This window comes from Roseateles sp. (assembly GCF_044373315.1).
In the GTDB taxonomy this organism is placed as follows: domain Bacteria; phylum Pseudomonadota; class Gammaproteobacteria; order Burkholderiales; family Burkholderiaceae_C; genus JACDQM01.
The window spans coordinates 1-26,336 of the sequence record NZ_JBILQK010000039.1; the positions used below are offsets into that span (position 1 = coordinate 1).

At 64.7% G+C, this 26,336-nt stretch carries 28 protein-coding genes and 1 pseudogene; 12 read left to right on the top strand and 17 right to left on the bottom strand.

The features are described from left to right. Window positions 1-181 (bottom strand): annotated as a pseudogene (locus ACIQ67_RS10855) (MFS transporter); the annotation flags it as partial. Beyond that, on the bottom strand, window positions 178-732 hold the full coding sequence (locus tag ACIQ67_RS10860; RefSeq protein WP_397534379.1) for a hypothetical protein: 555 nt from the start codon (window positions 730-732) through the stop codon (window positions 178-180). The gene ACIQ67_RS10860 and the pseudogene ACIQ67_RS10855, both read right to left, overlap by 4 nt. A gap of 61 nt (window positions 733-793) precedes the next feature. On the opposite strand from ACIQ67_RS10860, the gene ACIQ67_RS10865 reads away from it, so the two are divergent. The 4 genes from ACIQ67_RS10865 (at window position 794) to ACIQ67_RS10880 (ending at window position 4,817) form a co-directional block, all read left to right on the top strand. Next, on the top strand, window positions 794-2,038 hold the full coding sequence (locus ACIQ67_RS10865; RefSeq protein ID WP_397534380.1) for a CaiB/BaiF CoA transferase family protein: 1,245 nt from the start codon (window positions 794-796) through the stop codon (window positions 2,036-2,038). A gap of 198 nt (window positions 2,039-2,236) precedes the next feature. After that, on the top strand, window positions 2,237-3,394 hold the full coding sequence (locus ACIQ67_RS10870; RefSeq protein WP_397534381.1) for a hypothetical protein: 1,158 nt from the start codon (window positions 2,237-2,239) through the stop codon (window positions 3,392-3,394). Window positions 3,395-3,449: 55 nt separating this feature from the next. Further along, entirely contained in the window at window positions 3,450-3,965 is a 516-nt protein-coding gene (locus ACIQ67_RS10875; RefSeq protein WP_397534382.1) for a TlpA disulfide reductase family protein, read from the top strand. Window positions 3,966-4,067: 102 nt separating this feature from the next. Further along, window positions 4,068-4,817, top strand: coding sequence for a substrate-binding periplasmic protein (locus ACIQ67_RS10880; protein ID WP_397534383.1), 750 nt, complete (start codon window positions 4,068-4,070; stop codon window positions 4,815-4,817). Window positions 4,818-4,832: 15 nt separating this feature from the next. Here the strand turns inward: ACIQ67_RS10880 and lipA are convergent, their stop codons facing one another. Both lipA and lipB read right to left on the bottom strand, forming a co-directional pair. Further along, window positions 4,833-5,834 (bottom strand): lipoyl synthase, encoded by a 1,002-nt coding sequence (lipA, locus tag ACIQ67_RS10885; RefSeq protein ID WP_397534384.1) that lies wholly within the window; start codon window positions 5,832-5,834, stop codon window positions 4,833-4,835. Window positions 5,835-5,854: 20 nt separating this feature from the next. Then, window positions 5,855-6,523, bottom strand: coding sequence for a lipoyl(octanoyl) transferase LipB (lipB, locus tag ACIQ67_RS10890; RefSeq protein ID WP_397534385.1), 669 nt, complete (start codon window positions 6,521-6,523; stop codon window positions 5,855-5,857). A gap of 88 nt (window positions 6,524-6,611) precedes the next feature. On the opposite strand from lipB, the gene ACIQ67_RS10895 reads away from it, so the two are divergent. Continuing rightward, on the top strand, window positions 6,612-7,277 hold the full coding sequence (locus ACIQ67_RS10895) for a tetratricopeptide repeat protein (protein WP_397534386.1): 666 nt from the start codon (window positions 6,612-6,614) through the stop codon (window positions 7,275-7,277). A 6-nt stretch (window positions 7,278-7,283) separates the two neighbouring features. On the opposite strand, the gene ACIQ67_RS10900 is transcribed toward ACIQ67_RS10895, so the two are convergent. From ACIQ67_RS10900 to ACIQ67_RS10930, 7 genes are read right to left on the bottom strand one after another with little or no spacing between them, the layout of a single operon-like run. Next, window positions 7,284-7,670, bottom strand: coding sequence for a DUF493 family protein (locus ACIQ67_RS10900; RefSeq protein ID WP_397534387.1), 387 nt, complete (start codon window positions 7,668-7,670; stop codon window positions 7,284-7,286). Beyond that, entirely contained in the window at window positions 7,585-8,463 is an 879-nt protein-coding gene (locus tag ACIQ67_RS10905) for an aminotransferase class IV (RefSeq protein ID WP_397534388.1), read from the bottom strand. The genes ACIQ67_RS10900 and ACIQ67_RS10905 overlap by 86 nt, the downstream gene beginning before the upstream one ends. Before the next feature lie 51 nt (window positions 8,464-8,514). After that, entirely contained in the window at window positions 8,515-9,663 is a 1,149-nt protein-coding gene (locus tag ACIQ67_RS10910) for a D-alanyl-D-alanine carboxypeptidase family protein (RefSeq protein WP_397534389.1), read from the bottom strand. A gap of 59 nt (window positions 9,664-9,722) precedes the next feature. Beyond that, entirely contained in the window at window positions 9,723-10,343 is a 621-nt protein-coding gene (locus ACIQ67_RS10915; protein WP_397534390.1) for an alpha/beta hydrolase, read from the bottom strand. Between the two features lie 9 nt (window positions 10,344-10,352). After that, on the bottom strand, window positions 10,353-10,679 hold the full coding sequence (locus tag ACIQ67_RS10920) for a (2Fe-2S) ferredoxin domain-containing protein (RefSeq protein WP_397534391.1): 327 nt from the start codon (window positions 10,677-10,679) through the stop codon (window positions 10,353-10,355). Window positions 10,680-10,725: 46 nt separating this feature from the next. Further along, window positions 10,726-11,850 (bottom strand): VanZ family protein, encoded by a 1,125-nt coding sequence (locus tag ACIQ67_RS10925; RefSeq protein ID WP_397534392.1) that lies wholly within the window; start codon window positions 11,848-11,850, stop codon window positions 10,726-10,728. A gap of 2 nt (window positions 11,851-11,852) precedes the next feature. Then, entirely contained in the window at window positions 11,853-12,275 is a 423-nt protein-coding gene (locus ACIQ67_RS10930) for a CopD family protein (protein ID WP_397534393.1), read from the bottom strand. Between the two features lie 454 nt (window positions 12,276-12,729). Between ACIQ67_RS10930 and ACIQ67_RS10935 the strand changes: the two genes are divergently transcribed. From ACIQ67_RS10935 to ACIQ67_RS10945, 3 genes are all read left to right on the top strand, one after another. Then, a complete protein-coding gene (locus ACIQ67_RS10935) occupies window positions 12,730-15,150 on the top strand; it encodes an EAL domain-containing protein (RefSeq protein WP_397534394.1) in 2,421 nt (806 codons plus the stop codon). Between the two features lie 404 nt (window positions 15,151-15,554). Further along, window positions 15,555-16,568: a porphobilinogen synthase gene (gene hemB, locus ACIQ67_RS10940; RefSeq protein ID WP_397534395.1), complete on the top strand. Its 1,014-nt coding sequence runs from the start codon at window positions 15,555-15,557 to the stop codon at window positions 16,566-16,568. Then, window positions 16,568-17,665 carry a magnesium transporter CorA family protein gene (locus ACIQ67_RS10945; protein WP_397534396.1) on the top strand — a complete coding sequence of 366 codons (1,098 nt, stop codon included), beginning with the start codon at window positions 16,568-16,570 and terminating at the stop codon, window positions 17,663-17,665. The genes hemB and ACIQ67_RS10945 overlap by 1 nt, the downstream gene beginning before the upstream one ends. Here ACIQ67_RS10945 and ybeY read toward each other — a convergent pair. After that, window positions 17,656-18,099, bottom strand: coding sequence for an rRNA maturation RNase YbeY (gene ybeY, locus ACIQ67_RS10950; RefSeq protein ID WP_397534397.1), 444 nt, complete (start codon window positions 18,097-18,099; stop codon window positions 17,656-17,658). The genes ACIQ67_RS10945 and ybeY overlap by 10 nt on opposite strands. Beyond that, on the bottom strand, window positions 18,096-19,079 hold the full coding sequence (locus ACIQ67_RS10955) for a PhoH family protein (protein WP_397534398.1): 984 nt from the start codon (window positions 19,077-19,079) through the stop codon (window positions 18,096-18,098). Before ACIQ67_RS10955 ends, ybeY begins: the two co-directional genes overlap by 4 nt. Window positions 19,080-19,175: 96 nt before the next feature. On the opposite strand from ACIQ67_RS10955, the gene ACIQ67_RS10960 reads away from it, so the two are divergent. From ACIQ67_RS10960 to ruvB, 4 genes are all read left to right on the top strand, one after another. After that, window positions 19,176-20,600, top strand: coding sequence for a sensor histidine kinase (locus ACIQ67_RS10960; RefSeq protein WP_397534399.1), 1,425 nt, complete (start codon window positions 19,176-19,178; stop codon window positions 20,598-20,600). A gap of 104 nt (window positions 20,601-20,704) precedes the next feature. Then, window positions 20,705-21,358: a response regulator gene (locus ACIQ67_RS10965; protein ID WP_397534400.1), complete on the top strand. Its 654-nt coding sequence runs from the start codon at window positions 20,705-20,707 to the stop codon at window positions 21,356-21,358. A 57-nt stretch (window positions 21,359-21,415) separates the two neighbouring features. Then, entirely contained in the window at window positions 21,416-21,985 is a 570-nt protein-coding gene (gene ruvA / locus ACIQ67_RS10970; RefSeq protein WP_397534401.1) for a Holliday junction branch migration protein RuvA, read from the top strand. Then, window positions 21,982-23,049 (top strand): Holliday junction branch migration DNA helicase RuvB, encoded by a 1,068-nt coding sequence (gene ruvB / locus ACIQ67_RS10975; protein ID WP_397534402.1) that lies wholly within the window; start codon window positions 21,982-21,984, stop codon window positions 23,047-23,049. The genes ruvA and ruvB overlap by 4 nt, the downstream gene beginning before the upstream one ends. A 71-nt stretch (window positions 23,050-23,120) precedes the next feature. Here the strand turns inward: ruvB and ACIQ67_RS10980 are convergent, their stop codons facing one another. From ACIQ67_RS10980 to ACIQ67_RS10995, 4 genes are all read right to left on the bottom strand, one after another. Next, window positions 23,121-24,038, bottom strand: a complete 918-nt coding sequence (locus ACIQ67_RS10980; protein ID WP_397534403.1) for a porin — start codon at window positions 24,036-24,038, stop codon at window positions 23,121-23,123. 138 nt (window positions 24,039-24,176) lie between these two features. Further along, window positions 24,177-25,280 carry a sterol desaturase family protein gene (locus tag ACIQ67_RS10985; RefSeq protein WP_397534404.1) on the bottom strand — a complete coding sequence of 368 codons (1,104 nt, stop codon included), beginning with the start codon at window positions 25,278-25,280 and terminating at the stop codon, window positions 24,177-24,179. 28 nt (window positions 25,281-25,308) lie between these two features. Continuing rightward, window positions 25,309-25,956 (bottom strand): histidine phosphatase family protein, encoded by a 648-nt coding sequence (locus ACIQ67_RS10990; protein ID WP_397534405.1) that lies wholly within the window; start codon window positions 25,954-25,956, stop codon window positions 25,309-25,311. Between the two features lie 2 nt (window positions 25,957-25,958). Beyond that, window positions 25,959-26,282 (bottom strand): DUF1840 domain-containing protein, encoded by a 324-nt coding sequence (locus ACIQ67_RS10995; protein ID WP_397534406.1) that lies wholly within the window; start codon window positions 26,280-26,282, stop codon window positions 25,959-25,961. Window positions 26,283-26,336: the final 54 nt, after the last annotated feature.

Sequence of the window (26,336 nt, forward strand, 5' to 3'; positions counted from 1 at the left end):
AGAACCCCAAGAAGTAGGCGCCCGCCAGCAGCCCCAGATCAGATGCAGCCAGATCAAGCTCGGCGCTGAAGACGGGCGCCAGCGTCGCGGTCACCGCTCTGAGCAGTGCCGAAAAGAAGTAGGCAAATGCAAAGCTGGCGAAGATCAGCAGCGCAGCGCGGGAGCCCAGGCCAGCGCTCATGGTTCGAGCTTGATGGAACCCAGCAGCGCCTCCCAGGTCTGGCTCGCCTCGGCGCCGGGGCGCGCGCCCAGCATCACCAGCTGGTAGACCCGCAAGCCGCGCGCAAAGACGGCGATCGCCCCTTGACTCGCTGGCGCCGCGCCCGCCGGAGCCATGAAGCCCTGCTGCAGCGACTGATCATTCGGCGTCATGCCCATCACGGCCACGGAGCGGCTGCCCTCTGACCGCGCCTGAAGCTTGCCGAGCAGCGACTCGCGCATCTGCAAGAGCGCCGGCCCAACCTGCGCGGGCTCGCCCACATCGGCCCAGGACACCGAGACGCTGAGCGCGTCCACCCGGCATACGGCGAGACCCATAGCAAGCTTGGGTGCCGCGCCCTCCGGCGGCCCGATCCGGCTTTCCACCGTGGGCTTGCATGGGAACAAGGCTCTCAGGCCCGAGCCCTCAGGCCGCACTTCCCGCCAATCGAACTTGGGGGAGCAGGCCAGCGCAGCCATGGCGAAAACCAGGACTGACGCGACTGCACGGGCCGAACGAGCGTAGCGATTCATCGCCGCATTATCGATGCCGCCATGCGCACGGCATGGGCCAGCGCTGTCGCACAATGCCTCGATGCAGACCCCGAACACACTCCCCACCGGCGCCTTGGATGGCGTGCGCGTGCTCGACTTGTCCCGTGTGCTGGCCGGCCCTTGGTGCACGCAGACCCTGGCCGACCTGGGTGCAGATGTGATCAAGGTCGAACGCCCAGGCAGCGGCGACGACACCCGCGCCTGGGGCCCCCCCTATTTGCGAGATGCCGATGGAAACGACACGTCGGAAGCCGCCTACTACCTGGGGGCCAATCGCAACAAACGCTCCATTGCCGTCGATATCGCAAAGCCTGAGGGCCAGGCCTTGATCCGCGAGTTGGCCGGCCAAGTGGACGTTCTGGTGGAGAACTTCAAGGTGGGCGACCTGGCTCGCTACGGCCTCGATGCGTCAACGCTGTTGGCGGCCAATCCCGGGCTGGTGATCTGCTCCATCACCGGCTTTGGTCAGACCGGCCCGTACAAGGACCGTGCTGGCTATGACTACGCGGTACAGGGCATGGGTGGGCTGATGAGCGTCACAGGTGAACGCGACGACCTGCCTGGCGGCGGACCACAAAAGGTCGGCGTGGCGGTGGCCGATCTTTTCACCGGGCTCTATGCGACAGTGGCCATCCTCGCAGCGCTGCGCCATCGTGATGCCACAGGCCAGGGCCAGGTGATCGATATGGCCCTGCTGGATACGCAGGTCGCAATGCTGGCCAACCTGGGTTCCAACTACCTGTGCACAGGTAACGCTCCCAAGCGCATGGGCAACGCGCATCAGAACATCGTGCCCTACCAGGTCTTCGCCAGCAGCGACGGCCACCTCATCCTGGCCGTCGGCAACGACAGCCAGTTCGCCAAGTTCGCGGAAATCGCTGGACGCCCCGACTGGGCGGCCGATGCGCGTTTTGCCAAGAACGCCGACCGGGTACGGCATCGAGACCTGCTGGTGCCCGAGATCAGCGCCGTGATGGCCACGAGGCCCCGCAATGACTGGCTTCGCGCCCTTGAGTCGGCGAAAGTGCCTTGCGGCGCCATCAACAACCTGGCCGAGGCCTTTGCCGACCCGCAGGTCCAGGCCCGTGAAATGACCGTCGCGATGGAGCACCCCCTCAGCGGAACTCTCCGCCTGGTCGCCAACCCGATCAAGCTGTCCGCCACACCCGTCAGCTACCGCCACGCTCCCCCGCTGCTGGGCCAGCATACCGGGGACGTGCTCGCTGAGGCAGGGTTGAGCGAACAGCAGATTGCGCTGCTGCGAGCGCGCGGAATCATCGGCTGACCCCATCCACTCCGGCGCAGTCCGTGCGAAAGTGCGCACACTGCGCCGGACTGGCTCACGCCCCCCATGGTTTCCCCCGAGACGGGGGATGGACGCTGCAAGGGCACGCCCGGACCATGGCGACCGCTTCGCTTATTACAAGCCGGGGCTGCCCGAACCCCAGAACAGCCCCGAAGCCACCGCCCTTCTTTGCGCCACATGCCCAGCCAACCGCCAGCCCCGCCCGTCAAGGTCAGTGGTGCCGCCAACGACATGGCGCAGGGGCCGAGCCATGCTCAGTGGGCTGAGATCGTGCAGCAGATCGGCGCCGAGATCGCCGGGCCGCTCAGCGGCGCGCTGGAGCGCATCCACAACCTGATGGTGACCGGCCAGATTGACCGACAGGGCCTGCGAGCCCTGCGTGAAAGCGTCGCCCATGCCCGCGAAGCCGGAATGATGGGCCAACAACTGGCGCGCTTGGCTTCAGGGCGGATCAAGCTTGCGCGCGAACGCGTGCACCTGACACCACTGCTGCGCAGCGTTCTCGCCCACCGCAGCCGCGAGACCCAGGCCCGCGGGATACAGATCCGCCAGGTGCTCAAGCCGGTCGAGGTCTATGCCGACGGCTCGCTGATCTTCGGTCTGCTCAACGCCTTGATGGACTGGGCACTGACGAGCACGCACTCCTCCGTTGACCTGCGACTGGACCTGACGCCCTGGCCGACCAAGGCCCGCTTGGTCTGCCGGTTTGCACACCGCTCGATGGACATGCTGGACGACGCGCGATCCACTCCGGCTCCGGCAACACTGAACTCGTTGGCATGGCGCCTGCTCGAGCAGACCGCATTGACCATGGGTGTACTGCCGCTACGCGAGGACGAGAGCAGCATCACCGTGCTGACGCTGGAGTTCCCTCAGACCGTCGGCGATGAGAGCAGCGCGCCTGTGGCGCCTCCACCCGTGGTGGAAAAGGAGCCCGAGCATCTGCCCTCCACCAACTCCAAGCCTTTGGCTGGCAGCCATCTGCTGATCATCACACCCCGGCGAGATCTGCGTGTCCAGATCCAGGATGCGGTGCGCCATATGGGATTGATCATCGATGTCGTGAACGATATGGACGAGGCCACGCAGTTCTGCCTGGAGGGGCTGCCACATGGCGTTATCTTCGAGAGCGCACAGCGCAACCCGGCTTTTGACAGCCTGCGCCGGGACCTGCTGCGCGAAGTGCCTGAGTTCAGCTTCATCGAAGTACTGGACCACGAGCATCTGACCCAACTCTCAACAGCGACCAGTGATCGCATCGCACGCGTCTCACGCAGCCACCTGACCGACGCCATGCCTTCGGTCCTGCTGTTCGAACTCTCGCGCGGCATGTAAGCCGTCGCAACCCGCCGCACTTCACGGTCAAAGACTCTGGTCTAAACTGGCCTTCATGCCGAAGTTGCCAAGATTCCTCGCGCCCCTCCTGATTGCCGCCGGCTTGGGCGCAGCCGGACTGTTCGCTTTTCAGAACCTGGCCCAAAGACCTAGTGCACCTGTCGTTGACTACGTGCTGCTGGACGGCAGCAAACATGTGTCTTCGCAGTGGCAAGGTAAGGTGATGCTGGTCAACTTCTGGGCTACAAGCTGCGCCACCTGCGTGCTTGAGATGCCGGACCTGATGGCAACCCACGAGAAGTTCAAGCAACGGGGCTTCGACACGCTGGCCGTCGCCATGAGCTACGACCCGCCCGCCTATGTGGCCCGCTTCGCCGAAAGCCGCAAGCTGCCCTTCGGGGTCGCGATTGACAACACCGGTGAGATCGCCAGGCAATTCGGCGAGATCCAGCTGACGCCCACCACACTGCTGATCGACAAGCGTGGCCAAATCGTCAAGCGCTACGTGGGCGCCCCCGATTTCCCGGCGCTGCACGCCCTGGTTGAAAAGCTTCTGGCGGAAGCAAGCTGAGGCCTGGAGCGCGAATTGCCCAGCCCTTGCCGCAGCCAACGACCGCCCGCCCGCAGGGCATTCGGGCTGAAGGCGTGCACGGCTCTGGCACTGACTCTGGCCTTGTCATCACTGGTGGCCGCGCAAACCACGGCCACGAGCCAGCCGACTGCCGAGGTCATGCTGGCCGGAGAGGACGACTGGCCGCCTTACAGTGTGGCCGGACCTGGTGGATCGCTGGCAGCGCCCGTCGGCTTCGCTGTCGAACTCGTCAGCGCGGTCTTTGCCACGCAGGGTCTGACGGTCAGGATCATCTCGGTGCCGTTCTCGCGCTGCATGCTCTACGCCAAGAGCGGCCAAGTGGCGGGCTGCTTCAACGCCACGATCACGGATGACAACCGCGCTGACTATCTGTGGCACCAGCCAGCCATGTTCGAAGAGGAGTTATCGATCTTTGGCCGTGCCGAAGACCCGACGCCGGAAATGCGCCTGTCTGATCTGAGGGGCAAGCGCGTGGCCTACACCAACGGCTACACCTACCCCAGCGAGTTCATGCACGACAGCCGCATTCAGAAGTTCAGTGCAGTGTCGGACACGGCACTGATCCGAATGCTGCTCAGCCGGCGCGTTGACTACATTCTCCTCAACCGCACCCCAGGCTGGATGCGCATCGACAGCTCGCCGGATTTCCGCGGCAAGGTCAGGCGCACGGGCCTTGTCTCGATGGACGGATTCTGGCTCGCTTTCTCGAAGCAGCATCCACAAGGCGAGCGTCTCGCCCTGCAGTTCAGCCAGGGCCTGAGCCAGATGCGCAGGGACGGAAGCTACCAGCGCATGCTGGACGAATTCAGGGCCCGCGTCGGCTACCGCTGAGCCGCTGCGGCGACTTCAGCCCGCTTCGCGGGCGCCCTGGTTCAGAACCTCATGCGCCTGCTGGTCCGCGTGATAGCTTGAGCGCACCATCGCACCAACGGCAGCGTGCGTGAAGCCCATCTTGTAGGCCTCGACCTCATACATCTTGAAGGTATCGGGGTGCACATAGCGGCGCACCGGCAGGTGGTGACCTGAGGGCGCCAGGTACTGGCCGACGGTCAGCATGTCGATGTTGTGTGCGCGCATGTCGCGCATCACCTGCAGCACTTCTTCATCGGTCTCACCCAGGCCCACCATGATTCCGCTCTTGGTCGGCACGCCCGGAACTTCTTCCTTGAATCGCTTCAGCAGGTTCAGGCTGAACTCATAGTCCGATCCCGGACGCGCTTCCTTGTACAGGCGCGGCGCAGTCTCCAGGTTGTGGTTCATCACGTCCGGCGGCGCGGTCTTGAGGATGTCCAGCGCGCGGTCCATGCGGCCGCGGAAGTCGGGCACCAACACTTCAATCTGCGTGGCCGGGCTGAGCTCGCGCACCTTGGTGATGCACTCGGCGAAATGGCCAGCGCCGCCATCGCGCAGATCGTCGCGGTCGACACTGGTGATCACCACGTACTTGAGCTTCAGCGCGGCGATGGTCTTGGCCAGGTTGACTGGCTCATCCGCATCCAGCGGGTCCGGACGACCGTGGCCCACATCGCAGAAGGGGCAGCGGCGCGTGCACTTGTCGCCCATGATCATGAAGGTGGCCGTGCCCTTGCCGAAGCATTCGCCGATGTTCGGGCAGGAGGCTTCCTCGCAGACCGTGTGCAGCTTGTGCTCGCGCAAGATCTGCTTGATCTCGTAGAAGCGCGTGCTCGGCGAGCCGGCCTTGACCCGGATCCAGTCGGGCTTCTTCAGTGTCTCTGCCGGCACCACCTTGATCGGGATACGCGCCGTCTTGGCCTGGGCCTTCTGCTTGGCGCTGGCGTCATAGGCCTCGCCGGTCTTGGCTTCGTGAGTGATGTTCTCGGTCGGCATGCGCGCCCGCTCTTTCAGTCTCAGCGCAGCAGTTGGGCCTCAAGCCGCTCACCGAAACGCTGGGCCACCGTGGGCCAATCCGTAAAGACCCGAAGTGTAGCGAGGTCCACCGTCGCCAGTCCGGCATAACCGCAAGGGTTGATGCCGGCGAAGGGTTGCAAGTCCATCGCCACATTGAGCGCCACGCCGTGGTAGCTGCAATGCCGGCTGATCTTGATGCCCAGTGCCGCGATCTTGCCCAGCCCCCGGAAGGGGTCATCGGCTGGCGCCGGGCCAGCCAGTGCAGCATGGGAGCCGGGATCGTCCAGGCGCACATAGATGCCCGGCGCGCCGGCCACCCGATGGCCGGTGATACCGAAACTCGCCAGAGTCTGGATCACGGCCGTTTCCAGGCGAAAGACATACTCCCGCACATAGATGCCCAGGCGCTGCAGATCCACCAGCGGATAGGCCACCACCTGCCCCGGCCCGTGGTAAGTCACCTGGCCGCCGCGATTCGTCTGCACCACTGGAATGCCCGCCGGATTCAGCACATGATCAGCTTTTCCGGCCAAGCCCTGTGTGTAGGTCGGCGGGTGTTCGCACAGCCAGAGCTCGTCCGGCGTAGCCGCACCGCGTGCTTCGGTAAAGGCACGCATCGCTTCCAGCGTGGGCGCGTAGTCGACACGCCCGAGGTTTTTCACAATCATGGCGGAATGTTAGGGCAAGCCTGTAAGCCCACGCGGGGTTCAGGCGACCCAGAGATGCATCAGGGCCTGTCAACACGGAGTTCAAGCCATGCAAATCCTGACGAAACGAAGTGCCCTCATTGCGCTGTGGGTCGCGCTGGCGTCTCTTCAGCCTGCCGCCGCGGCACCCGACGCCATGGAGCAGGCACTCAGCGCCTATGCCAGCGGCGACCTGAAGGCAGCGGCGCGAGGCTTCACGGCGCTGTCGGCCCGACACCTGCCCCTGGCTAACTACAACCTGGCCATGATGCATCTGCGTGGCGAACTGCCCCGGCCCAGTCCGCGTGAGGCGAGACGCCTGCTGGAGCGCGCAGCTGCACAGGGCTTTGTGAGCGCCGAATATGCGCTGGGACAGTTGCATGAGCAAGGCGTCCTCGGCAAGCCCGACCTGCGGCTGGCGATGCGATGGTTCGCTGCAGCCGCGGCCCATGGCAGCGTGGATGCCCAGATGGCCATCGCAACTGCCTACTACCTCGGGCGCGGCGCCCCCGCGAACATGACTCAGGCGGCCCATTGGTACCGCGAAGCGGCCAAGGGCGGTGACGTCGGTGCGCAGTACCTGCTGGCCTCCATGTACGAGACCGGGCTCGGCCTGCCGACGGACCTGCGCCTGGCGCGCTACTGGTATGACATCGCCGCACGCAATGGCGACGAGGCGGCACCCGCCAAGCGGCGTGAACTGGACGAGCGGCTCAGCGCTGGGGAACCCAGCTGACCCAGCTCAAAGCACCACCTTGACCATCGGATGCGTGGTCAGGGTGCGGTAGAGCTCGTCGAGTTGCTCGCGGCTGGTTGCGGTGACGGTAATCGTCAAGCCCAGATAGTTGCCCGCCTTGCTGGGGCGCTGCTCGATGGTGGCCGGATCGAAGCCGGGATCGAAGCGTTGCGCCACGAAGGTGATGGCCTCCACAAAGCCTTCCACATGCGCACCCATCACCTTGATGGGGAAACGCGATGGATATTCGATCAGGGATTCTTCGGGCGGGATGGGTCGATTCATGGTCTTGCTCTTTTCCTCGCACTCAGATCGACTGCAGTCGCTTGGCGCGTTGATAGGCCTCGTACAGCCGCGCATACACAGGTCCCGGCTTGCCGCGCAGCGCACCATGGCCGACCGGCTGATGATCCAGTGTCGTTACTGCCAGCACTTCCTTGGTGGCCGAGCTGAGGATGATCTCGTCCGCGCTCATCACCTCGTCCTCGGCGATCGGTCGCAGATTGAAGCCGATGCCGCATTCCTCGCACAGCTCGCGCAGCAACTCGATGCGCACGCCCTCCAGCACGTGCTCACTCTTGGGCGGCCCGAGCAGTGCGCCTTCCTTGACGATCCACACATTGGAGGACGAGGCCTCGGTCAAGTGCGCGTCGCGGAACATGATGGTCTCGGTCGCACCGGCATCCGCCGAGATCTGGCGCGCCAGCACATTGCCGAGCAGCGAGGTGCTCTTGATGTCGCCGCGCTCCCAACGGAAGTCGCGCGCTGTGATGCAGGCCGCGCCGTGGTGACGCTGCTCAGGCATGAGTAGCTGGGCGGCGCTGCTGTAGGCGAACACGGTGGGCGCAATGCCCTGCGGCATCACATGGTTGCGCGGCGCCACGCCACGCGTCACCTGCAGATAGAGCCACTGATCGTCCGCGGTCACGCCGTCAATCAGGCGGCGGGCAATATCCAGCCACTCGGCGCGGGCCATGGTCGGATCGATGCGCAGCTTGGCCATGCTGCGCTCCAGGCGCTCCATATGCGCATCGAACCGGAACAGGCGCCGACCGTAGACAGGCACCATCTCGTAGACGCCGTCGCCGAAGATGAAGCCCCGGTCCATCACCGAAACCTTGGCCTCGACAAGCGGACCGTACACCCCATTCAGGTAGCACTGCACATCAGGCAAGCTGTGGTTCATGGCGAGTCCCTCCTGCTGAAGCGCGCCAGCTTACGCCTGCGTGGCGCTGACTTACTTGATCCAAAGCCGGATGGCATCCCAGGCCCGGCCCAGGATGCCTGCCAGCGGCACTTCCTGCTGCACCACCAACGGCACCTCGGCCACCGGCGTGCCGGCTGCCGTCATAACCTTAAGCGTACCGACGCGTTGGCCCTGGGTCAGCGGCGCCACCAGCGGATCGGTGCGCTCGATGCGGCTTTGCAGCTTGCTGCCTTCACCGCGCGGCACGGCAACAAAGACCGCGTCCAGCGCGCCCAGTTTCGCGTCGGGCGCAGCGCCCTTCCAGACCGGCACCGTGCTGATGGCCTGGCCCTTGTCGAACAGGCGCACTGCGTCAAAGGCGGAGTAGCCCCAGTTCAGCAGCTTCTGGCTCTCAGAAGCACGCGCCTCGCGCGAGGCCGTGCCCAGCACGACGCTCAGCAGGCGGCGCTTGCCATTGGGGAACTCGCGCACGGCGCTCGTCACCAGGCAATAGCCGGCCGCATCGGTGTAGCCGGTCTTCATGCCGTCCACGCTGGGGTCACGGCCCAGCAGCAGGTTGCGGTTGTGCTGGCGGATCTTGTTGAAGGTGTACTCGCGCTGCGAGTAATAGCCGTAGTACTGCGGAAAGTCGCGCACCAAATGTCCGGCGATCACCGACAGGTCGCGCGCGCTGCTCTTGTGGCCCGGCTCGGTCATGCCGGTGACGTTCTTGAATTCGGTGTTCTTCAGGCCCCAGGCCTGGGCTTGGCGGTTCATCATCGCGACGAACTGCTCCACCGTGCCGGCTACGCCTTCGGCTAGCGCCACCGACGCGTCATTGCCCGACTGGATGATCATGCCGCGCAGCAACTCATCCACCTTGGGTCGCATGGTGGTGTCGATGAACATCAGCGAGGGGTCGCCCTTACGCTCGTCCCATGCCCGCTGCGAAACGCTCAGTTGCTGGTCTAGCGTCAACTTCTTGTCGCGCAGCGCGCCGAACACGATATAGGCCGTCATCAGCTTGGTCAGTGAGGCCGGGTCCTGCGGCTGGTCGGCTTCGCGCTCCGCCAGCACCTGGTTGGAGGTGACATCCAGCAGCAGGTAGTTGCGGGCCGCGATCTCGGGTGGCTGCGGCGCCTGGGCCCAGGCATGGAAGGCACTGGCCGCGGCCAGGGTGAAGGCAATCAGACGCTTCATCGGAAGATAACCAGTCAGGAGGGAAGGAAAAACGAAAAAACTATCGGCAGCTGCAGGCGTCAAACGTGCCAGCTGCGCAGCACGATGTCCTTCAGCAAGGGCAGCTTGCCGTGGAAAAAATGACCCACGCCTGGCACCACCGTGACCGGCAGTGACTGTGGGCGAGCCCAGTCCAGCACTGAGGCCAGCGGCACGACATCATCGGTCTCGCCATGGACCACCAGGGTATCGGGCGGCACCGGCGCGGTATCGAAACGGCTGGTGGCCGGACCGACCAGCACCAGTCGCTCGGCCGGCGCCTCCTGCGGCAGGCGCTGCGCCGCGCGCGACGCGACATAGCCGCCAAAGGAGAAGCCCGCCAGCGCCAAAGGCAGGTCAGCGTCGCGGAAGGCATCGATCACCGCCAAGGCGTCGTCCACCTCGCCGCGGCCCTCGTCCCAGCCGCCTTCCGAGGCACCGATGCCGCGGAAGTTGAACCGCACTGCGCGATAGCCCAGTTGAACAAAGGCGCGGGCCAGCGTCTGCACAACCTTGTTGTCCAGCGTGCCGCCCTGCGTCGGATTCGGATGGCAGATCACCACCACCCCACGCATGGCCTGCCCACCGGAAGCCTCGTCGATGGCGCACTCGATCATGCCCGCCGGGCCGGCGATCAGGCGCTTCTCTGTCTGAGAGTTCACGCGCGAGCCTCAGCGGCCGATGTCATCGGGCAGGCGCAGTCGTTCGACCACCTGGCCCTGCTGCAGGTGCTGCTCGACGATGTCGTCAATGTCGCTGCTGTCTACAAAGCTGTACCAGACCGCTTCGGGATAGACCACCGCCACCGGGCCACCAGCGCAGCGGTCCAGACAGCCCGACTTGTTGACGCGCACGCCCCCAGGTCCGGCCAGACCCAGCTCGCGCACCTTGGCCTTGCAGTGATCGAAAGCCTGCTGAGCACCATGCTGTGCACAGGCGTTGTCGCCGTTTTCACGCTGGTTCAGACAGAAGAAGATGTGGCGCTGGAAATAGCTCATGCCGGGATTGTAGGCAGGGCGTGCCGGGATGGCAGTGCCGCGGCCTTCATGCACGTTGCGTCAACATGGCCAGCAGCCAAGCCAGCACGAATGACGGCCACAGCCAGCCCAACCACTGCGCCAGACCATAGAAGTGGATGAAGCGCCCCAACTCCCAGGCCGCCAGGCTTTGCGCCAGATAGGGATCCGTGGGCGCTTCGCTGACAAGAGCGATCAGGGCTGTAGTGGCCAGCAAACCCCAGGCCGCTGCCGCGCGCCGGGAAGCCATGCACATAAGTAGCGCAATCAAGGACCCCACCAACAGCCCGGCGACGCTGCCAGGCGTGAGCCAGGCCCAGGCATGCTGCGGCCCGAAATTGAGCGCTGTGGACAAGCCGGTGGCCAGCACGCCGGCTCCGACGGCCGCGAGCACGAGCACCAGGCGTCGAGCCCCAGGTCGCGCCACCGACAAGGCGAGCAAGCAAGGTGTCAGCAGGCCGAGCGCAGTGACCAGCGCTTCCAGGCCAGGCGGCAGTGCCGCGTGCGCGGGCATCACCTCGGCCACGCGGTGCACAGCCCAAGGGGTATCCGCCAGCAACTGTCCAAGCCCGGCTTGCAATCTTGGCAGCACCTGTCCCAGACCCAGCGGCACGGGCGGTGGAAACAGCAGACCCATCGGCCAGATCGCCAGCAATGCCAAGGCGCCCGCACTCTGAGGAATGAACCAGCGCTCACGCATCCCATGCCAACGCGTCAGGCCGCCCACCGCATGCAACGCCAGTCCCAGCAAGCCCCCCAGGGCCGCGCCAAGCGTGTTCAACGACCAGTCCATGGCAGAGGGGACGCGGCCAGGCAGGAAGTACTGCAGGCCCTCGAGTACATAGGACAACAGTGCTGGCATCAACAGCGCCAGCAGCAGCCCAGCGCGCAGACGAAGCCCGCTGCGCACCGAAGCCGCCAAGATCAGCAAGCCCAAGGGCAGATAGCCCAGCAGATTGGCTTGAATGTCAAAGCTGCCGTGGTAGCGGGGCCAGGGCAGCTGGAGCAAGGCCAGGCCCGTCAGGCCTGGCGGCCACTGCCACGGCGAAAACGGATAGAGGCTGGCGTAAACCACCAGACCGGCGTAGCTGAGCGCCAGCAGGCTGGCCGAACTGCGACGACGCGGCAGCGAGGGCGGCAGTCGTCGCGCCATGTTCAAAAGGGCTTCACCACCACCAGGATCACGATGGCCGCAAACAGCAGCACGGAGACTTCGTTGAAGACCCGGAACCATCGATGGCTGCGCTGATTGGCCATCTGCTCGAAGCGCCGCAGAATGGACTTGCAGGCATGGTGGTAGCCGATCGCCAGCAGCACCAGCGCCAGCTTGGCATGCAGCCAGCCGCGATTGAAGCCGTCGAAGTTCAAGGCCCACAACCAGAGGCCCAGCGCCACGGCCGGGATCATCAGCAAGCTCATGAACTTGTAGAGCTTGCGCGCCATCAGCAACAAGCGCTCGCGCTCGGCATGGCTATCGGGGGACACCATCGCCAGGTTGACGAAGATGCGCGGCATGTAGAACAAGCCGGCGAACCAGGCGGCAACAAAGACGATGTGAAAGGCTTTGATCCAGAGCATCAGCCGATTATGCCGAGCCACGTGAGCGAGCCCTTGGCGGTCGCGGGAAATGAGTAGGGTGAGGGGTGCCTCCTCAGCCCTCTCACACCAGCTGACGTCCGGGCCTACGTCCATGTGGTGGACGAGTTCGGCGCGTCCGAGCGCGGCGTGGCGGGTTTTGGGTCCACGGCGCGGGCCTGAGCGGCGCGTTGCAAGTCGTGCATCGGCGCGGAATCAAACGGATTGAACGGTTTAACTTGCGCGCGACACGGATTGCTTGGCCATAATGGTCCGATGCCCGTCAACATCGGGCATCCATGCAGTGGTGGCCACGCTCACATGCACAGCCTCGGAGATCTGGATGCGCTCATTTCGGCCTTCGCTGAGAACCGCGATCGCAGTGCCGGTTGCCGTGATTTTCCTGGCAACTGTGGCCCTGCAGTCAGCGACTCAGCAGGGGCAGATCAGTCGATTGGTGGACCAAGAAGGTGATCGTCTGCTGGACGCCCTGACCGACACCTCGCGCATCCGTCTGACGGAGTTCCTTGAGGAACCGTTTCGCATCCAGCACAGCCTGGCCGATGGCATTGCGCGCCACGGGCTGTACACGCCGGGTGACCTCTCGCCCACTTACCAGTACCTGCTAGGCACCTACAAGTCGCTCTACCTGGAGCGCGAGCAAATCAGTGTGATGAGTTTTGGCAGCGAAGCCGGGGAATATGCCGGCATGCGGCGCGAGCCCCGTGGTGAAGGCTTCACCCTGATGCTCAAAGATGCCAGCACGCAAAGCCGTTTGCGCATCTACAAGGGCGAGAGCCCGGGCGAGGTGACGGCCGAGTTTCCCAGCTATGACCCACGGGTGCGCCCGTGGTATGCGCCGGTCAAACAGTCGGGCAAGGCCGGGTGGTCGGCTATCTACACGAACATGGATGAGCGGGCTGAGATCACCATTTCTGCAATGTCCCCAGTGAACGTGGGAGGCAAGATGATCGGTGTGATGGAGGCCAGCATCAAGCTGGATGGCATCAACCGCTTCTTGCAGAACGAACGCTTGCGCGGCCAGGGGCTGATCTTGCTGGTCGATGTGGAAGGGCGCTTGATCGCACATTCAGAGCAGGGCTCGGTGGTGGCCGAAGGCAATGGGTTCAGCAAACGCGGCGAGCGCATGCTGATGACCGAAAGTGCGGTGCCCTTGGTCCGGGCGGCCGCCGCTCATGTCATGGCCGCGCCGACCGAGAGCCGCGCGAGCTTCAAACTGGTGTCCGGCGGAGAACGCTATTTCGGCCGGGTGTCGCCCCATTCCGATGCCCGGGGGTTGGATTGGCGGGTGGTGGTGATGGTGCCCGAGGCCGACTTGCTGGGCGATGTGCGCAGTGGCAGCCGTAAGTCACTGCTGTGGGCCATGGCTTTCGCCCTGGTCGGACTGCTCCTGGGCCTGTGGCTAATCCAGCGCGTGACCCGGCCCATCTTGAAGACTGCCGAGGCGGCGAACCATCTGGCAGGTGGTCGCTGGGACACGGGCATTGACGCCGGCGACACCCTGCGTGAAACCGCCATCCTGGTGCGCGCCTTCAATGAAATGGCCGACCGCCTGCAGCGCTCTTTCAACGACCTGCGGGCGCAGCTGATCTATGACAACCTGACCCAGTTCCTGACCCGCCGCGGCTTCCTGGAAAAGGTGGATTGGGTGGAGCCGCGCCCTGCGGTGCTGGCCTTGATAGGGCTGGACGCTTTCCGCACCATCAACGACAACCTGGGCTACAGCACCGGCGACCGCCTGCTGCAAGCCATCTCAGGCCGCATGCGCGAGCGCCTCGGTGCACCGGTGCTGATGGCCCGGGTGGGGGGTGATGAATTTGCCGTGCTGTTCCAGCAGACCTCAATCGACCAGGACGTCACCGAGCTGGGAGAGACCGTGCTCAGCGTGTTCAGCACCCCCTTCTCGGCCGGTGCCGACGAGGTGATGGTGGCGGCCTCGGTGGGCCTGGTGGGCGGCAAGCTGCGCCAGGCCGGCATGGCTGATTGGTTGCGCAGCGCCAGTGTGGCCCTGGGTGAAGCCAAGCGCCGCGGGCGCAGCCATGTTGTGGTGTTCGAGCAGGACATGATGGCGCAGTCCCTGCAGAGGGCCAAGCTCAGCAATGAGCTGCGCCAGGCCCTGGAGCGCGACCAGTTCCTGATCCATTACCAGCCGGTGATCGACCTGACCAGCGGCCGCGTCACCGGCGCCGAGGCCTTGTTGCGTTGGCTCAGTCCCGAGCGGGGCATGGTGTCACCGGGCCTGTTCATCCCGGTGGCCGAGGAGTCCGACCTGATCCTGGCCCTGGGCGAATGGGTCTTGCGTACCGCCACCCAGGCCATTGCCCAACGCCTGCCCGAGCTCGCGGCCGACTTTGAGCTGCATGTGAATGTGTCAGCACGGCAGTTGATCCAGTCCGACTTCACGTTCACCCTCCGCCAGGCCCTGCAAGACAGCGGACTGCCCCCGCAACACCTGACCCTTGAACTGACCGAGTCGCTGCTGATCGGGGAAGACAGCGTGATTGAAGAGCGGCTGCGCGACATCCGCGCCATGGGCATTCGCATCGCCATCGACGACTTCGGAACCGGCTATTCCTCGCTGGCCTATCTGAGCCGCCTGCCTTTTGACAGTCTCAAGATCGACCAGAGCTTTGTTCGCAAGATGTTCAACTCCAGCCAGGACAAGGCCATCATCGCCGCCGTGCTGCACATGGCCCAGGGCTTTGATGTGGAGGTGGTGGCCGAAGGGGTCGAAACCGAGGCCGAGACGCAGTTGCTGCGGGAAATGGGTTGCAGCCATGCCCAAGGCTATTACCTCGGCCGGCCGGCCCTGCTGGAAAAGCTCGACACCCGCAGTCGCGCCATCAGCTCGGCCTGAACGCCCCGGCCCCTGCCTGACGCGCTTCGTTTCAGCGCAAGGGTGGGTACAGGGTGGGCTGAGGTTGAGCAGGCTCAGTACCGGCTTGCCGACGCTGGCTTTGCCCACTTCGCTGACCAGCCCCCTTACCGGAATGGTCGAGGACTTTCGCCTCCGAGTAGGTGCGCCCTGCCGGGCGCAAAAAAAGGCCCTGGCCATCAAGCCAGGGCTGGAAAGCCTTTTCGCTGTCATCACGTCAAGGCTCCTGCTCAGGGAGGAAAAGCAGGGAACGACCACCTTGCGGCTATCATTCAGAATCAATTTTAGCAGAGCCGATTTGCGCGTGTCTCTACGGGATGATGCGTAGTTCGCGCAGTCCTTCACGCGCCACGGTCTGCCCCTTCAGCCTGCACCCGGAGTCTGCCTTGTCCCGCGCCCTCAACCCTGCTGCCTTCCCCGCTGCTCGTCCGCGCCGCCTGCGCCGCGACGCTTTCACCCGCGCCCTGGTGCGCGAGAACGCCGTCAGTGCCAGCGATCTGATCCTGCCGGTGTTTGTGCATGAGGGCGAGAACCGCGTCGAACCTGTGGCCTCCATGCCTGGCGTGGCGCGCCTGAGTCTGGACCGGCTGATCCCCATGGCAGAGGAATGTGTGGCGCTGGGAATTCCGGTGCTGGCACTGTTCCCGGTGATCGATGCCTCGCTGAAGACTCCCGATGGTCGTGAAGCAACCAACCCGGATGGCCTGGTGCCACGCGTGGTGCGCGCGCTGAAGGAAAAGGTGCCGGGCCTGGGCATCCTCACGGACGTGGCGCTGGACCCCTTCACCAGCCACGGCCAGGACGGCGTGCTGGACGACAAGGGCTACATCCTGAATGACGCCACGGTCGAGATCCTGGCCCGGCAGGCCTTGGTCCAGGCCCAGGCCGGCGTGGACATCGTGGCCCCCAGCGACATGATGGACGGCCGCGTCGGCGCGATCCGCCAGGCGCTGGAAGCACAGGGACTGATCCACACCCGCATCATGGCCTACAGCGCCAAATACGCGAGTGCCTTCTACGGCCCCTTCCGCGATGCCGTCGGCTCGGCCGCCAACCTCGGCAAGGCCGACAAGAAGACCTACCAGATGGACCCTGCCAACAGCGACGAGGCGCTGCGTGAAGTGGCGCTGGACATCGCTGAAGGCGCCGACATGGTGATGGTCAAGCCAGGCATGCCGTATCTGGACATCGTGCGGCGGGTGAAGGACGAGTTCCGTGTGCCGACATTCGCCTATCAGGTCAGTGGCGAGTACGCGATGATCAAGGCCGCCGCCGCCAACGGCTGGCTGGACCATGATGCGGTGATGATGGAGTCGTTGCTGGCCTTCAAGCGGGCCGGCGCGGATGGCGTACTGAGCTATTTCGCGCTGGAAGCCGCCCGCCTGCTCAAGAAGAGCTGATGCGCGTCTTCCACATCCAAGGCGAGCATTTCACCGAACTGGCCGGGCTTCCAGGCGAACTGCCGGCCACGGGCTTTCTCTGGCTGGGCTACAGCCGCCACGAGTTCGAGGACCAGGTGCCCGCCGTGCAAGCTGCGCTGCAGATCTGGACCGGCGGGCAGTTGGTCGACCTGCATGTCTCCGACCTGCTCAATAGCCAGCTGCCTTCGCATTTCGACTACACCTCCTGGTATGACCTGCTGGTGTTCAGGCGCCTCGCAGCGGCTGCAGGCAGCGAGCAGCTGTTCGTCGACGATCAGCGCGACTCGCTCAGCTCGGCTGAGAAGGCGCTCGCGTCCATAGACACCAGTCCGGTCGGCTTCGCGCTGTTCGACCGTGTGCTGCTGTCGGTGCATCCAAGCGACTGCCTGGTGCGCGACTACTTCGCCGACCGGCTCGGCAGGCTCTCCCATGGCACCGACTACCGCGGCGGCGCCCGCCTGCCAACCAGCTCAGCCGAGCTGATGTTGCGCATGGTCAACCACATGGTCGACAGCTACCTGGAGTTGCGCCGACTGCTGACACGCCAACTGAGCACCTTGCAGCACAGGCTCCTCGACCCGCGCAGCCGTTTCAACGACTGGCAGGTCTTGCTCGGTTCACGCAACACCCTGCATTTGCTGGAAGACACCTGCGAAGACCAGCGCAGCGCCCTTCAGGAATGGATGGATGCCTTGGTCGAATGGCCCGCTGCAGACAACGAGGCGCTGCAGCGCGAGCGCGAGTTGCTGCGAGTTCGCTCGCGCGACCTGCTTGAACATGTGGAGCGGGTGCTGTCGCATGTGCGGCGGCTAGAGTCCTCATCCGAAGCCGCCGTGCAGATGCATTTCTCAGCCCTGAGCCATCGCACCAACGCCATCATGCGCACGCTGACGGTGCTCACCGCCATCTTCCTGCCCTTGAACCTGATCACCGGCATCTTCGGCATGAACTTTGACGCCTTGCCGCTGATTCACAGCAGCACCGGTGTGTGGGTCGCCTTCGCGCTGATGCTTGCGGTCGGACTGGGGCTCGGCCTGTTCTTCTGGCGCAAGCGCTATCTGGGTACTCAGCGCTGATAGGGATCGGCGAAGCCTAGCGAGAGCATGATCTCGCTCTCGCGCGACTCCATCAGTTCGGCTTCGTCGTCTTCCTCATGGTCATAGCCCTGCGCGTGAAGGGTGCCATGCACCAACATCTGCGCATAGTGGTCCGCCACTGGAATACCCAGATCCATGGCCTCTTGCTCGACCACCTCGGCACAGATCACCAGGTCAGCACCGACCACCGGTTCATGGCTGTAGTCGAAAGTCAGCACATTAGTGGCGTAGTCCTTGCCGCGGAACTCGCGATTGAGCTGGCGCCCTTCTTCTGCATCGACGATGCGGACGGCCATTTCGCCGGGCAACTCCAGCGCGGCACGGATCCAGCGAAGCACCTTGTGGCGCGGCAGCAGGGCCTTGTGGCGCGGGTCGGCGAACTGCAGCGACAGGCTCAACTCAGGGCGGCTCACGACTGTTTCTCCTTGGCCCGGGTCTGCTTGTCGTAGGCATCGACGATGCGCGCCACCAGCGGATGGCGCACCACGTCGGCCGAGGTGAAGCGTGTGGTCGCAATGCCCTTGACGCGCGCAAGCACGCGCTCGGCATCCACCAGACCGCTCATCTGGCCTTTGGGCAGGTCGATCTGGCTGGTGTCACCAGTGACCACGCATTTGGCGCCGAAGCCGATACGCGTCAGGAACATCTTCATCTGCTCAGGCGTGGTGTTCTGCGCCTCGTCGAGGATGACGAAGGCATGGTTGAGCGTGCGGCCGCGCATGAAGGCCAGCGGCGCGATCTCCAACTGCCCCTTCTCGAAGGCCTTGGTAACGCGGTCGAAGCCCATCAGGTCGTAGAGCGCGTCATACAGCGGCCGCAGATAGGGGTCGACCTTCTGCGCCAGGTCGCCAGGCAGGAAGCCCAGGCGCTCGCCGGCCTCGACGGCCGGGCGGGTGAGGATGATGCGTTGCACCGTCGAGCGCTCCAAGGCGTCCACGGCGCAGGCCACCGCCAGAAAGGTCTTGCCAGTGCCGGCCGGGCCGATGCCGAAGGTGATGTCGTGCGAGAGGATCTGCGCCAGGTACTTGTGCTGGTTGGGCGTGCGGCCCGCCAGATCGGCACGGCGAGTGCGAAGGACGACACCTTGCTCAGCGGCGGCAGTTTCCTGGGGCCGGCTCTTCGAAGAAGCCCCGAGATCGGCCAGCGCCTCGGCGAGCGCCAGCTGCAAGGTCTCGGGTGCAATAGCGCGCCGGGCGCGCTCGTACAGTGCGTCCAGCAGGGTCCTGGCACGCTCGGCCGCAGCCTTGGGACCCTCGATACGGAACTGCTCGTTGCGGCGCGTGATGCGCAAGTCCAGCGCGGTCTCGATCTGGCGCAAATGCTCGTCGAGCGTGCCGCACAGATGGGCCAGACGGGTGTTGTCCAGCGGGGTGAATTGCAGTCGGATGATCAAGGCAGGGCTTTCTCTTGGCAACGCAGTGCGCTAGTTCACATTGTCGCCGCTGCGACGCCCCCCACAACACCGTGGGGCGTCCTGCACAATGCCGCCATGCAGACGACAACTCTCGGCCGGGCTAGACGCGCCGGCCGCGCATGGGGCTGGGCGGCCGCCTTGCTTCTCATGTGCAATGCCACCCAGGCGCAGACAGGTACCAGCACGGCGCCCTGGGCCTCGGGCCTCGTGAGCGCCCTGTGCGGCATGGCACTCGGCATGGGCTTGGTGATCGGCCTGCTGGCGCACATGAACCGCCGCGACCGGCAGCTGCCGCTGCTGGCAGCCTTGCTGGCCACCTGGTCTTTGTACGCAGCGCAAGTCTTCGTCCTGGATGCGCTGCCGCAGTTCACAGTGCTGCGCAGCGCCCTGCTGGCCGTGATCATCCTGCTGTTGGCGCGTTACCTGCTGGGCCAGTTGAGTTGGAGAAGGGCCTGGCTGGATCTAGCCCTCTGGCTGCAGGTGCTGGCGGTGCCCTTCAGTCACCTGCTGGTGAGCGATGAGCGCCAAGGCGCGCTGGCGCGCAGCTGGGCCGGTCTGATGGCTCTTGAGGCGGCGATCATCATCATGGCCCAACTTACACTGCGTCTGCGCGAGCGTCAGCGTCGCAGCCCGGATGCCCATGCGCAGCAAGATTGGCGCTGGATGCTGGCCTTCACCGCCGCCAGCATTGCTGCCCTCGGGCTTGAGCTCGCTGCCCTTGCGGCACCGGCCTCGATACCTGGCCTTGGCTGGAGCGGAATCACCGTGCCGCTGGCGCTGACGCTCCTGGGCTTGCACGCGGTGCATGCCAGCACCCGGGGACGCGACGAAGCCGAGGCCCAGTTGCTGGCTTTGGAGCAGGGCCAGCAGGAGCACCTGACCGCCATGGAGCGCAGCTTCGCCGACATGGCCGAGCAGAAACTGGAGCAGGTCACCGAGCGCGAACGCAAGCGCATCGCTGCCGACCTGCACGACGATCTCGGCGCGAAGCTGCTGACCATCGTCCACACCAGCGAGTCCGACCGCATCTCGACCCTGGCACGCGAAGCGCTGGAAGAAATGCGCCTGTCCGTGCGTGGGCTGACCGGCAAGCCCGTGCATCTGATCGATGCCTTGGGCGATTGGCGTGCCGAGGTGGTCTCGCGGCTAGGCCAGGCGAACATCCTGGCCGAATGGAAGTCCCCGGCCGAGGAAGTCACACACACCTTGCCGGCCCGCGCCTACGTGCAGACGACGCGCATTCTGCGCGAGTCGGTCAGCAACATCATCAAGCACAGTGGTGCAACGCATTGCACGGTCAGCTGTGCAGTCCAGAACGGAGACTTCCAAGTCGTCATCCAGGACAACGGCCAAGGCATTTCAACCGAAGTCGACGGCCGACTCGACAAGGGCCACGGCATGGCCAGCATGAAATCGCGCGCCAAGCAGATGCACGGCCAGTGCCTGGTCGAGTCAGGTCCAGGCTGGGGAACCGTGATCCGTCTCACGATTCCGCTGTGAATCCGACAGCCGAGCCTTGAGGGGCGGCCGCTTTGGGACGATAAGGTCGAATCGACGGGCCCGCGGCCCGACTACATTCAGGGAACAAGAAAAGAGGCCTCACCATGAACCACATCCTGCTGCTCGAGGACATTCCGGAGATTCGCGCCTGGCTCAAGGCGCTGATCAAGCAGGTGTTCGCCAATGCGCAGATCACCGAGTGCTCGCGGGTGCAGGATGCCCTCAAGCAGGTCGCCAGCCAGCGCTTCACGTTGGCACTGCTGGACCTGGGCCTGCCCGATGGTTCGGGCGTGGACGTGATCGCTGCGCTGCGTGAGCAACAGCCCGAGGTGCAATCGGTCATCGTCACCATCCACGACGACGACGAGCACCTTTTCCCAGCCCTGCAGGCTGGCGCCTTCGGCTATCTGCTGAAGGAACAATCGCGCGAGCTGCTGGTGGAGCAGCTGCAGCGCATGAGCCAGGGCGAGCCCCCGCTGTCGCCGTCGATCGCCCGCAAGGTCATCGCGCATTTCGCCAGCCAGCGTCGGCCGCCACAGGCTACCTTGCTGCACGAAGTCTCGCTGACCGATCGGGAGACCGAAGTGCTGCTGCGCGTGGCCAAGGGCTTCACGCTGCCGGAGATCGGCGTGCAGCTGGGCCTGTCGCGACACACCATTGCGGACTACGTGAAACAGATCTACCGCAAGCTCAATGTGAGTTCGCGTGCCGAGGCCGCACTGGAAGCCCAGCGCCTGGGCCTGTTCGGCAGAAACTGAGCCCGTCTGCGCCCGGGCGACGTGCCGCCCTGAGCCGGCGGCACCGATAATCATCTGATGATCGGCAGACTCACAGGCGTCGTCGCGGAGAAATCGCCCCCGCAGATCCTCATCGATGTGCAAGGCGTCGGCTACGAGCTTGATGTGCCGATGAGCACCTTCTACAACCTGCCGGCGCTGGGTGAGCGCGCCAGCCTGCTGACCCATCTGAGCATCCGCGAGGATGCGCATGTGCTGTTCGGCTTCCTGACCGCCGAGGAGCGCAGCACCTTTCGCCTGCTGATCAAGATCAGCGGCGTCGGCCCGAAGATGGCGCTCTCGCTGTTGTCCGGTCTGTCGGTAGGCGAGCTGGCTCAGGCGGTGTCCAAGCAGGAGGCCGGTCGCCTCGTCAAGGTACCGGGCATCGGCAAGAAGACGGCGGAGCGCCTGCTGCTCGAACTCAAGGGCAAGCTGGGGCCCGATCTGTCGCTGCCGGTCAGCATCGCCAATGACGCGCAGGCCGACATCCTGCAGGCCCTGGTGGCACTGGGCTACAGCGAAAAGGAGGCCGCAGCAGCCCTGAAGGCACTGCCGGCTGATGTCGGCGTCAGTGAAGGCATCAAGCTGGCCATGAAACGTCTGACATGAGCATACAAACCGACGACTTCGGCGACATGCCGCCGGCTGCCGCGCGGCGCGTGGTCAGTGCCGCGCCCAGCTCGCCCAACGAGGAAGCGCTGGAGCGCGCGCTGCGCCCCAAGCTGCTGGACGAATATGTGGGCCAGGCCAAGGCGCGCGAGCAGCTCGAAATCTTCATCGGCGCGGCCCGCAAGCGCCAGGAAGCGCTGGACCATGTGCTGCTGTTCGGCCCGCCGGGCCTGGGTAAGACGACGCTGTCGCACATCATCGCGGCTGAGCTGGGAGTGAACCTGCGCCAGACCTCGGGCCCGGTGCTGGAAAAGCCCAAGGACCTGGCCGCCATTCTGACCAATCTCGAGAAGAACGATGTGCTCTTCATCGACGAGATCCACCGTCTGAGCCCCGTGGTCGAGGAAATCCTCTACCCGGCGCTGGAGGACTATCAGATCGACATCATGATCGGCGAAGGCCCGGCCGCGCGCTCAATCAAGCTGGATCTGCAGCCCTTCACACTGGTGGGCGCCACCACGCGAGCCGGCATGTTGACCAATCCGCTGCGCGACCGCTTCGGCATCGTGGCGCGGCTGGAGTTCTACAACGCCGAGGAGTTGCAGCGCATCGTCACGCGCTCCGCCGGCCTGCTGAATGCGCCGATGGACCCGGAGGGCGCGCTGGAGATCGCGCGCCGCTCGCGTGGCACGCCACGCATCGCCAACCGACTGCTGCGCCGCGTGCGCGACTATGCCGAGGTGAAGGGCGACGGCCGCATCAGCAAGAAGATTGCCGATCTGGCGCTGGCCATGCTGGACGTGGATCCGCAAGGCTTCGACCTGATGGACCGCAAACTGCTTGAAGCCGTGGTGCACCGTTTCGACGGCGGCCCGGTCGGCCTGGACAATGTGGCAGCGGCCATCGGTGAGGAGAGCGGCACGATCGAGGATGTGATCGAGCCGTATCTGATCCAGCAGGGCTTTCTGCAGCGCACGCCGCGCGGACGGATCGCCACGTTGGCGGCCTACCGGCATCTCGGCGTGGCACCGCCGAAATCAGCCGGGCAGTTGTTCGACGAGTAGCCGCCACCCAGCGCGATGCAACAACGAAAAAAGCGACCCGAGGGTCGCTTTTTCATGTCCGATCCGAAGGATCAGAAGTTGTGGCGAACGCCAGCAGCCAGCGAGCTGAAGTCACCGGCCTTGTTGGCCAGCTTGGCATCAACCGAGGTGTAGTAACCGTAGACCTTGGTGCGCTTGCTCAGGTTGTAGTTGTAGCCCAGCGTGAACTGGCTTTCCTTGGCTTGCAGGCTGGTCTTGTCAGCAGCGCCGTAGTTCACGTGGAACTCCGAAGCGCCCATGGCGTACATACCGGCCAGGCGATAGATGTCGCGCTTGACGTTGTTGGTGTCGACGCGCTGGAAGTAGGCGCCCAGAGTGACGGCACCCATTTCATACAGGCCGCGGAAGGCCATCTGGTTGTTGTTGCCTTCCTTGCTGTAGCCAGCGCCCAGATGCACAGGGCCGGCAACGTAGTTGGCAGCCAGGTCAACGCCACGCTTCACGCCAGGAGCGCCTTCGCCAGCGGCGACAGCGATCTCAGCATTGAAACCGCCCACGGTCGGGGTGAAGTAGGCAATCTTGTTGGCCGAACGGAAGGGGCCGCCGTACAGAGCATCCGACGAAGAGCCGGTGTCGTGGTTGTGCATGCTGATGTAGTCAGCGGTGGCGAAGTAGGAGCCGGGGGTCCAGTTGCCCAGACGCACGGCGCCGAAGCCGCCGCTCAGTTGCACCGACGACTCACGACCCCAGAAGGCGCCGGAGGCCGTGCCGTTGTCGGCGTTGAAGCCGTGCTCCAGCACGAACGAAGCCTTCAGGCCACCGCCGATGTCTTCCGTGCCCTTGAAGCCGATACGCGAAGAGTTGTTGGCCACGACCACCTTGCGGTCCTGGTTGGCAACCTTCTGGCTTTCAACGGTGGTGTTGACGCGGCCGTACAGGGTAACGGTGCTTTGGGCGAATGCCGAAGCGGAAACAGCTGCCAGCGCAGCAACGAGTGCAATCTTCTTCATGGTCTGCCTTTGAGAGTTGAGAAAGAGCCCGACGAATCAGTCATCGAGCCGTGTTCGCAAAGCTGCGCGAGTATAGAAGGCTAGGGTTTAACCGAATTCAGAACGACGCAAAATTGCAACATCTCGCTGCTAGGCAGTCTAGGGATGCCTTGCGGCACTTGTCAGTGCCGGATCCGGCCGAGCCCCAACGGCAGAGCACAGCCTCGCCACACCCGCCAAACCGAGCACCAGCCCGACGATCCCCAGGATCTTGGCTGGCAGGCCCAGCAGATGCGCCCACCGCAGGAAGGCCGCCGTGCCGGTCAGCAAGGCCAGAAACAAGATGACCGCGGCGACGAGCCGGCCCGAAGGCACCACAGGGTCATAGCGCTGGACTTCGCGCGGATCGAAGGCAGCATGCACTTGGGCAGATTCTCCGGGCTGCCAATGTGCCGGCTCCCACCAGACGCGCAACTTGTCGGACCAGCGCGGGGTGCTGCTCATCTTGCGCCACAGCCCCCTGTAGACATGGGTGTTGGCCACCCAGGGGTTCCAGCTGCGCAACGCGTCGCGCGTGCCGTAGACACAAGGCTCTGCGTCCATCTCGTCCTGGAAACTGCCGAACAGGCGGTCCCAGAGAACCAGAATGCCACCGTAGTTCTTGTCCAGATACGGCTCGTTCACCGCATGGTGGACACGGTGATTTGACGGCGAGCAGAACACACGGTCGAACCAGCCCAGCCGGCCGATCTGCTGGGTGTGCACCCAATACTGATAAAGCAGATCGATCAAGGCAACCACGGCAAAGACCAAGGGCGGGAAGCCGATCAGCGCCATGGGCAGGTAGAAGATCCAGCCGGCAATCCAGCCGCTGCTGGTCTGACGCAAGGCCGTCGAGAGGTTGTAATCCTCGCTCTGGTGATGCACCGCATGCGCAGCCCAGAACAGTGCCGTGGTGTGCCCGAAGCGGTGGTGCCAGTAGTAGAGGAAGTCGTACAACAGCAGACCGCTGACCCAGACCCAGACCGAATCGCTGGACAAGGGCAGCCAGGCTGCGTGTTCATACACCCAGACATAGATGCCCAACGTGAACAGCTTGGTGGTGGCACCGACCACCTGGCTGAGCATGCCGAGCCCGATGCTGCTGAGTGCATCGTTGAGTCGGTAGGTGTTGCGGCCGCGGCGCTTGCCGACCCAGTACTCAAGCCCGATCAGCGCAAAGAAGATCGGCGTGACGAAGATGATGATTTGTTCAGCTTGCATGCCTGCGGTTGTGCGAATCGCGCGAGCTTCAGGCTGCCGTATCGTCCAGGCTCAGCCCCGCGAGATGGTTGTCGTCATTCCAACCAACAAGCGTGAGGCCCGATTGGGAATAAAGCAATCGGTTGATCGACGCATTGCCGAGCGTCCAGGTCCGTGCGGCCTGCAGCGACTGGCGCGCCGCCGCGCGGTACAGGCAGTCCAGCACCCCGCCATGCGCAACGATCAGCACGGTCTGCCCCGGATGCCGCGAGGCCAGCGCTTCGACCGCGGCAACCGCGCGCGCATAGAAGTCCTGCAGGCTTTCGCCCCCCTGCGCCGCGAACTGCGGGTCGCGGCGGCGCCAGCGCTCGCTTTCTGCGGGCCAGCGGGTTTCAATCTCAGCCCAGGTCAGCCCCTCAAACAGGCCGAAGCCGCGCTCGCGCAGACCGGGCTCCAGCTGAACCGCAAGGCCGAGCTGCTGCGCGACGGCCTCTGCGGTCTGGCGGGCGCGTGCAAGATCGCTGGCGTAGATGACGTCCACACCCTGCCCGTCCAAGGCCTGCGCCAGTCGGCGGGCCTGGGCCGCGCCGAGAGGGCTCAAAGGAGTGTCGAGCTGGCCCTGGATGCGGGTTTCCCGATTCCAGGCCGTCTCGCCGTGACGAACCGCCAGCAGGCTTGTGACCTGGTCCAGGCCCATGCTCAAACGCCCCAGACCATGTCCTGACGCGCTGCCAGGCTGTGTCGCATCAATTCGAGCAAGGGCCACGCGCGTTGGCGAAGGCTGATGCCCTGACGCACCGGCAACACTTCGCCGCGCTCTTCAGCCTCGAGTTGCAGGCGCGCAAAGGCGGCCTCGTCTTCGGCGACGCCGCGCTCGAGTGCGCTGATCGCAGCATTCAGCGACTCGACGTCGACAAGTCCTTGGGCCGAAGGTTCCCGCCCCATCAAGCGCAAGACTTGGTCCCCGGTCGGCCCCATCATGATGACGTCAGCCGCAGCCTTGGATCGGAATTTGTAGATCACGGCCAGCTCCACTCGTTTTCGATCCCCATATTCTGGGTCGAAACGGCGAAGGCT

Coding starts and splice junctions, on each gene's coding strand:
- ACIQ67_RS10980 (WP_397534403.1), bottom strand. CDS start 24,038: ATGAAGAAGATTGCACTCGTTGCTGCGCTGGCAGCTGTTTCCGCTTCG.
- ACIQ67_RS10990 (WP_397534405.1), bottom strand. CDS start 25,956: ATGGGCCTGGACCAGGTCACAAGCCTGCTGGCGGTTCGTCACGGCGAG.
- ruvA (WP_397534401.1), top strand. CDS start 21,416: ATGATCGGCAGACTCACAGGCGTCGTCGCGGAGAAATCGCCCCCGCAG.
- ACIQ67_RS10875 (WP_397534382.1), top strand. CDS start 3,450: ATGCCGAAGTTGCCAAGATTCCTCGCGCCCCTCCTGATTGCCGCCGGC.
- ruvB (WP_397534402.1), top strand. CDS start 21,982: ATGAGCATACAAACCGACGACTTCGGCGACATGCCGCCGGCTGCCGCG.
- ACIQ67_RS10930 (WP_397534393.1), bottom strand. CDS start 12,275: ATGCTCTGGATCAAAGCCTTTCACATCGTCTTTGTTGCCGCCTGGTTC.
- ACIQ67_RS10870 (WP_397534381.1), top strand. CDS start 2,237: ATGCCCAGCCAACCGCCAGCCCCGCCCGTCAAGGTCAGTGGTGCCGCC.
- ACIQ67_RS10920 (WP_397534391.1), bottom strand. CDS start 10,679: ATGAGCTATTTCCAGCGCCACATCTTCTTCTGTCTGAACCAGCGTGAA.
- ACIQ67_RS10910 (WP_397534389.1), bottom strand. CDS start 9,663: ATGAAGCGTCTGATTGCCTTCACCCTGGCCGCGGCCAGTGCCTTCCAT.
- ACIQ67_RS10860 (WP_397534379.1), bottom strand. CDS start 732: ATGAATCGCTACGCTCGTTCGGCCCGTGCAGTCGCGTCAGTCCTGGTT.
- lipB (WP_397534385.1), bottom strand. CDS start 6,523: ATGATTGTGAAAAACCTCGGGCGTGTCGACTACGCGCCCACGCTGGAA.
- ACIQ67_RS10895 (WP_397534386.1), top strand. CDS start 6,612: ATGCAAATCCTGACGAAACGAAGTGCCCTCATTGCGCTGTGGGTCGCG.
- ACIQ67_RS10905 (WP_397534388.1), bottom strand. CDS start 8,463: ATGAACCACAGCTTGCCTGATGTGCAGTGCTACCTGAATGGGGTGTAC.
- ACIQ67_RS10900 (WP_397534387.1), bottom strand. CDS start 7,670: ATGGTGCGCTGCGCGGCAAGCCGGGACCTGTGTATGCGCGGCTGTACG.
- ACIQ67_RS10960 (WP_397534399.1), top strand. CDS start 19,176: ATGCAGACGACAACTCTCGGCCGGGCTAGACGCGCCGGCCGCGCATGG.
- ACIQ67_RS10865 (WP_397534380.1), top strand. CDS start 794: ATGCAGACCCCGAACACACTCCCCACCGGCGCCTTGGATGGCGTGCGC.
- lipA (WP_397534384.1), bottom strand. CDS start 5,834: ATGCCGACCGAGAACATCACTCACGAAGCCAAGACCGGCGAGGCCTAT.
- ACIQ67_RS10985 (WP_397534404.1), bottom strand. CDS start 25,280: ATGCAAGCTGAACAAATCATCATCTTCGTCACGCCGATCTTCTTTGCG.
- ACIQ67_RS10945 (WP_397534396.1), top strand. CDS start 16,568: ATGCGCGTCTTCCACATCCAAGGCGAGCATTTCACCGAACTGGCCGGG.
- ACIQ67_RS10925 (WP_397534392.1), bottom strand. CDS start 11,850: ATGGCGCGACGACTGCCGCCCTCGCTGCCGCGTCGTCGCAGTTCGGCC.
- ACIQ67_RS10965 (WP_397534400.1), top strand. CDS start 20,705: ATGAACCACATCCTGCTGCTCGAGGACATTCCGGAGATTCGCGCCTGG.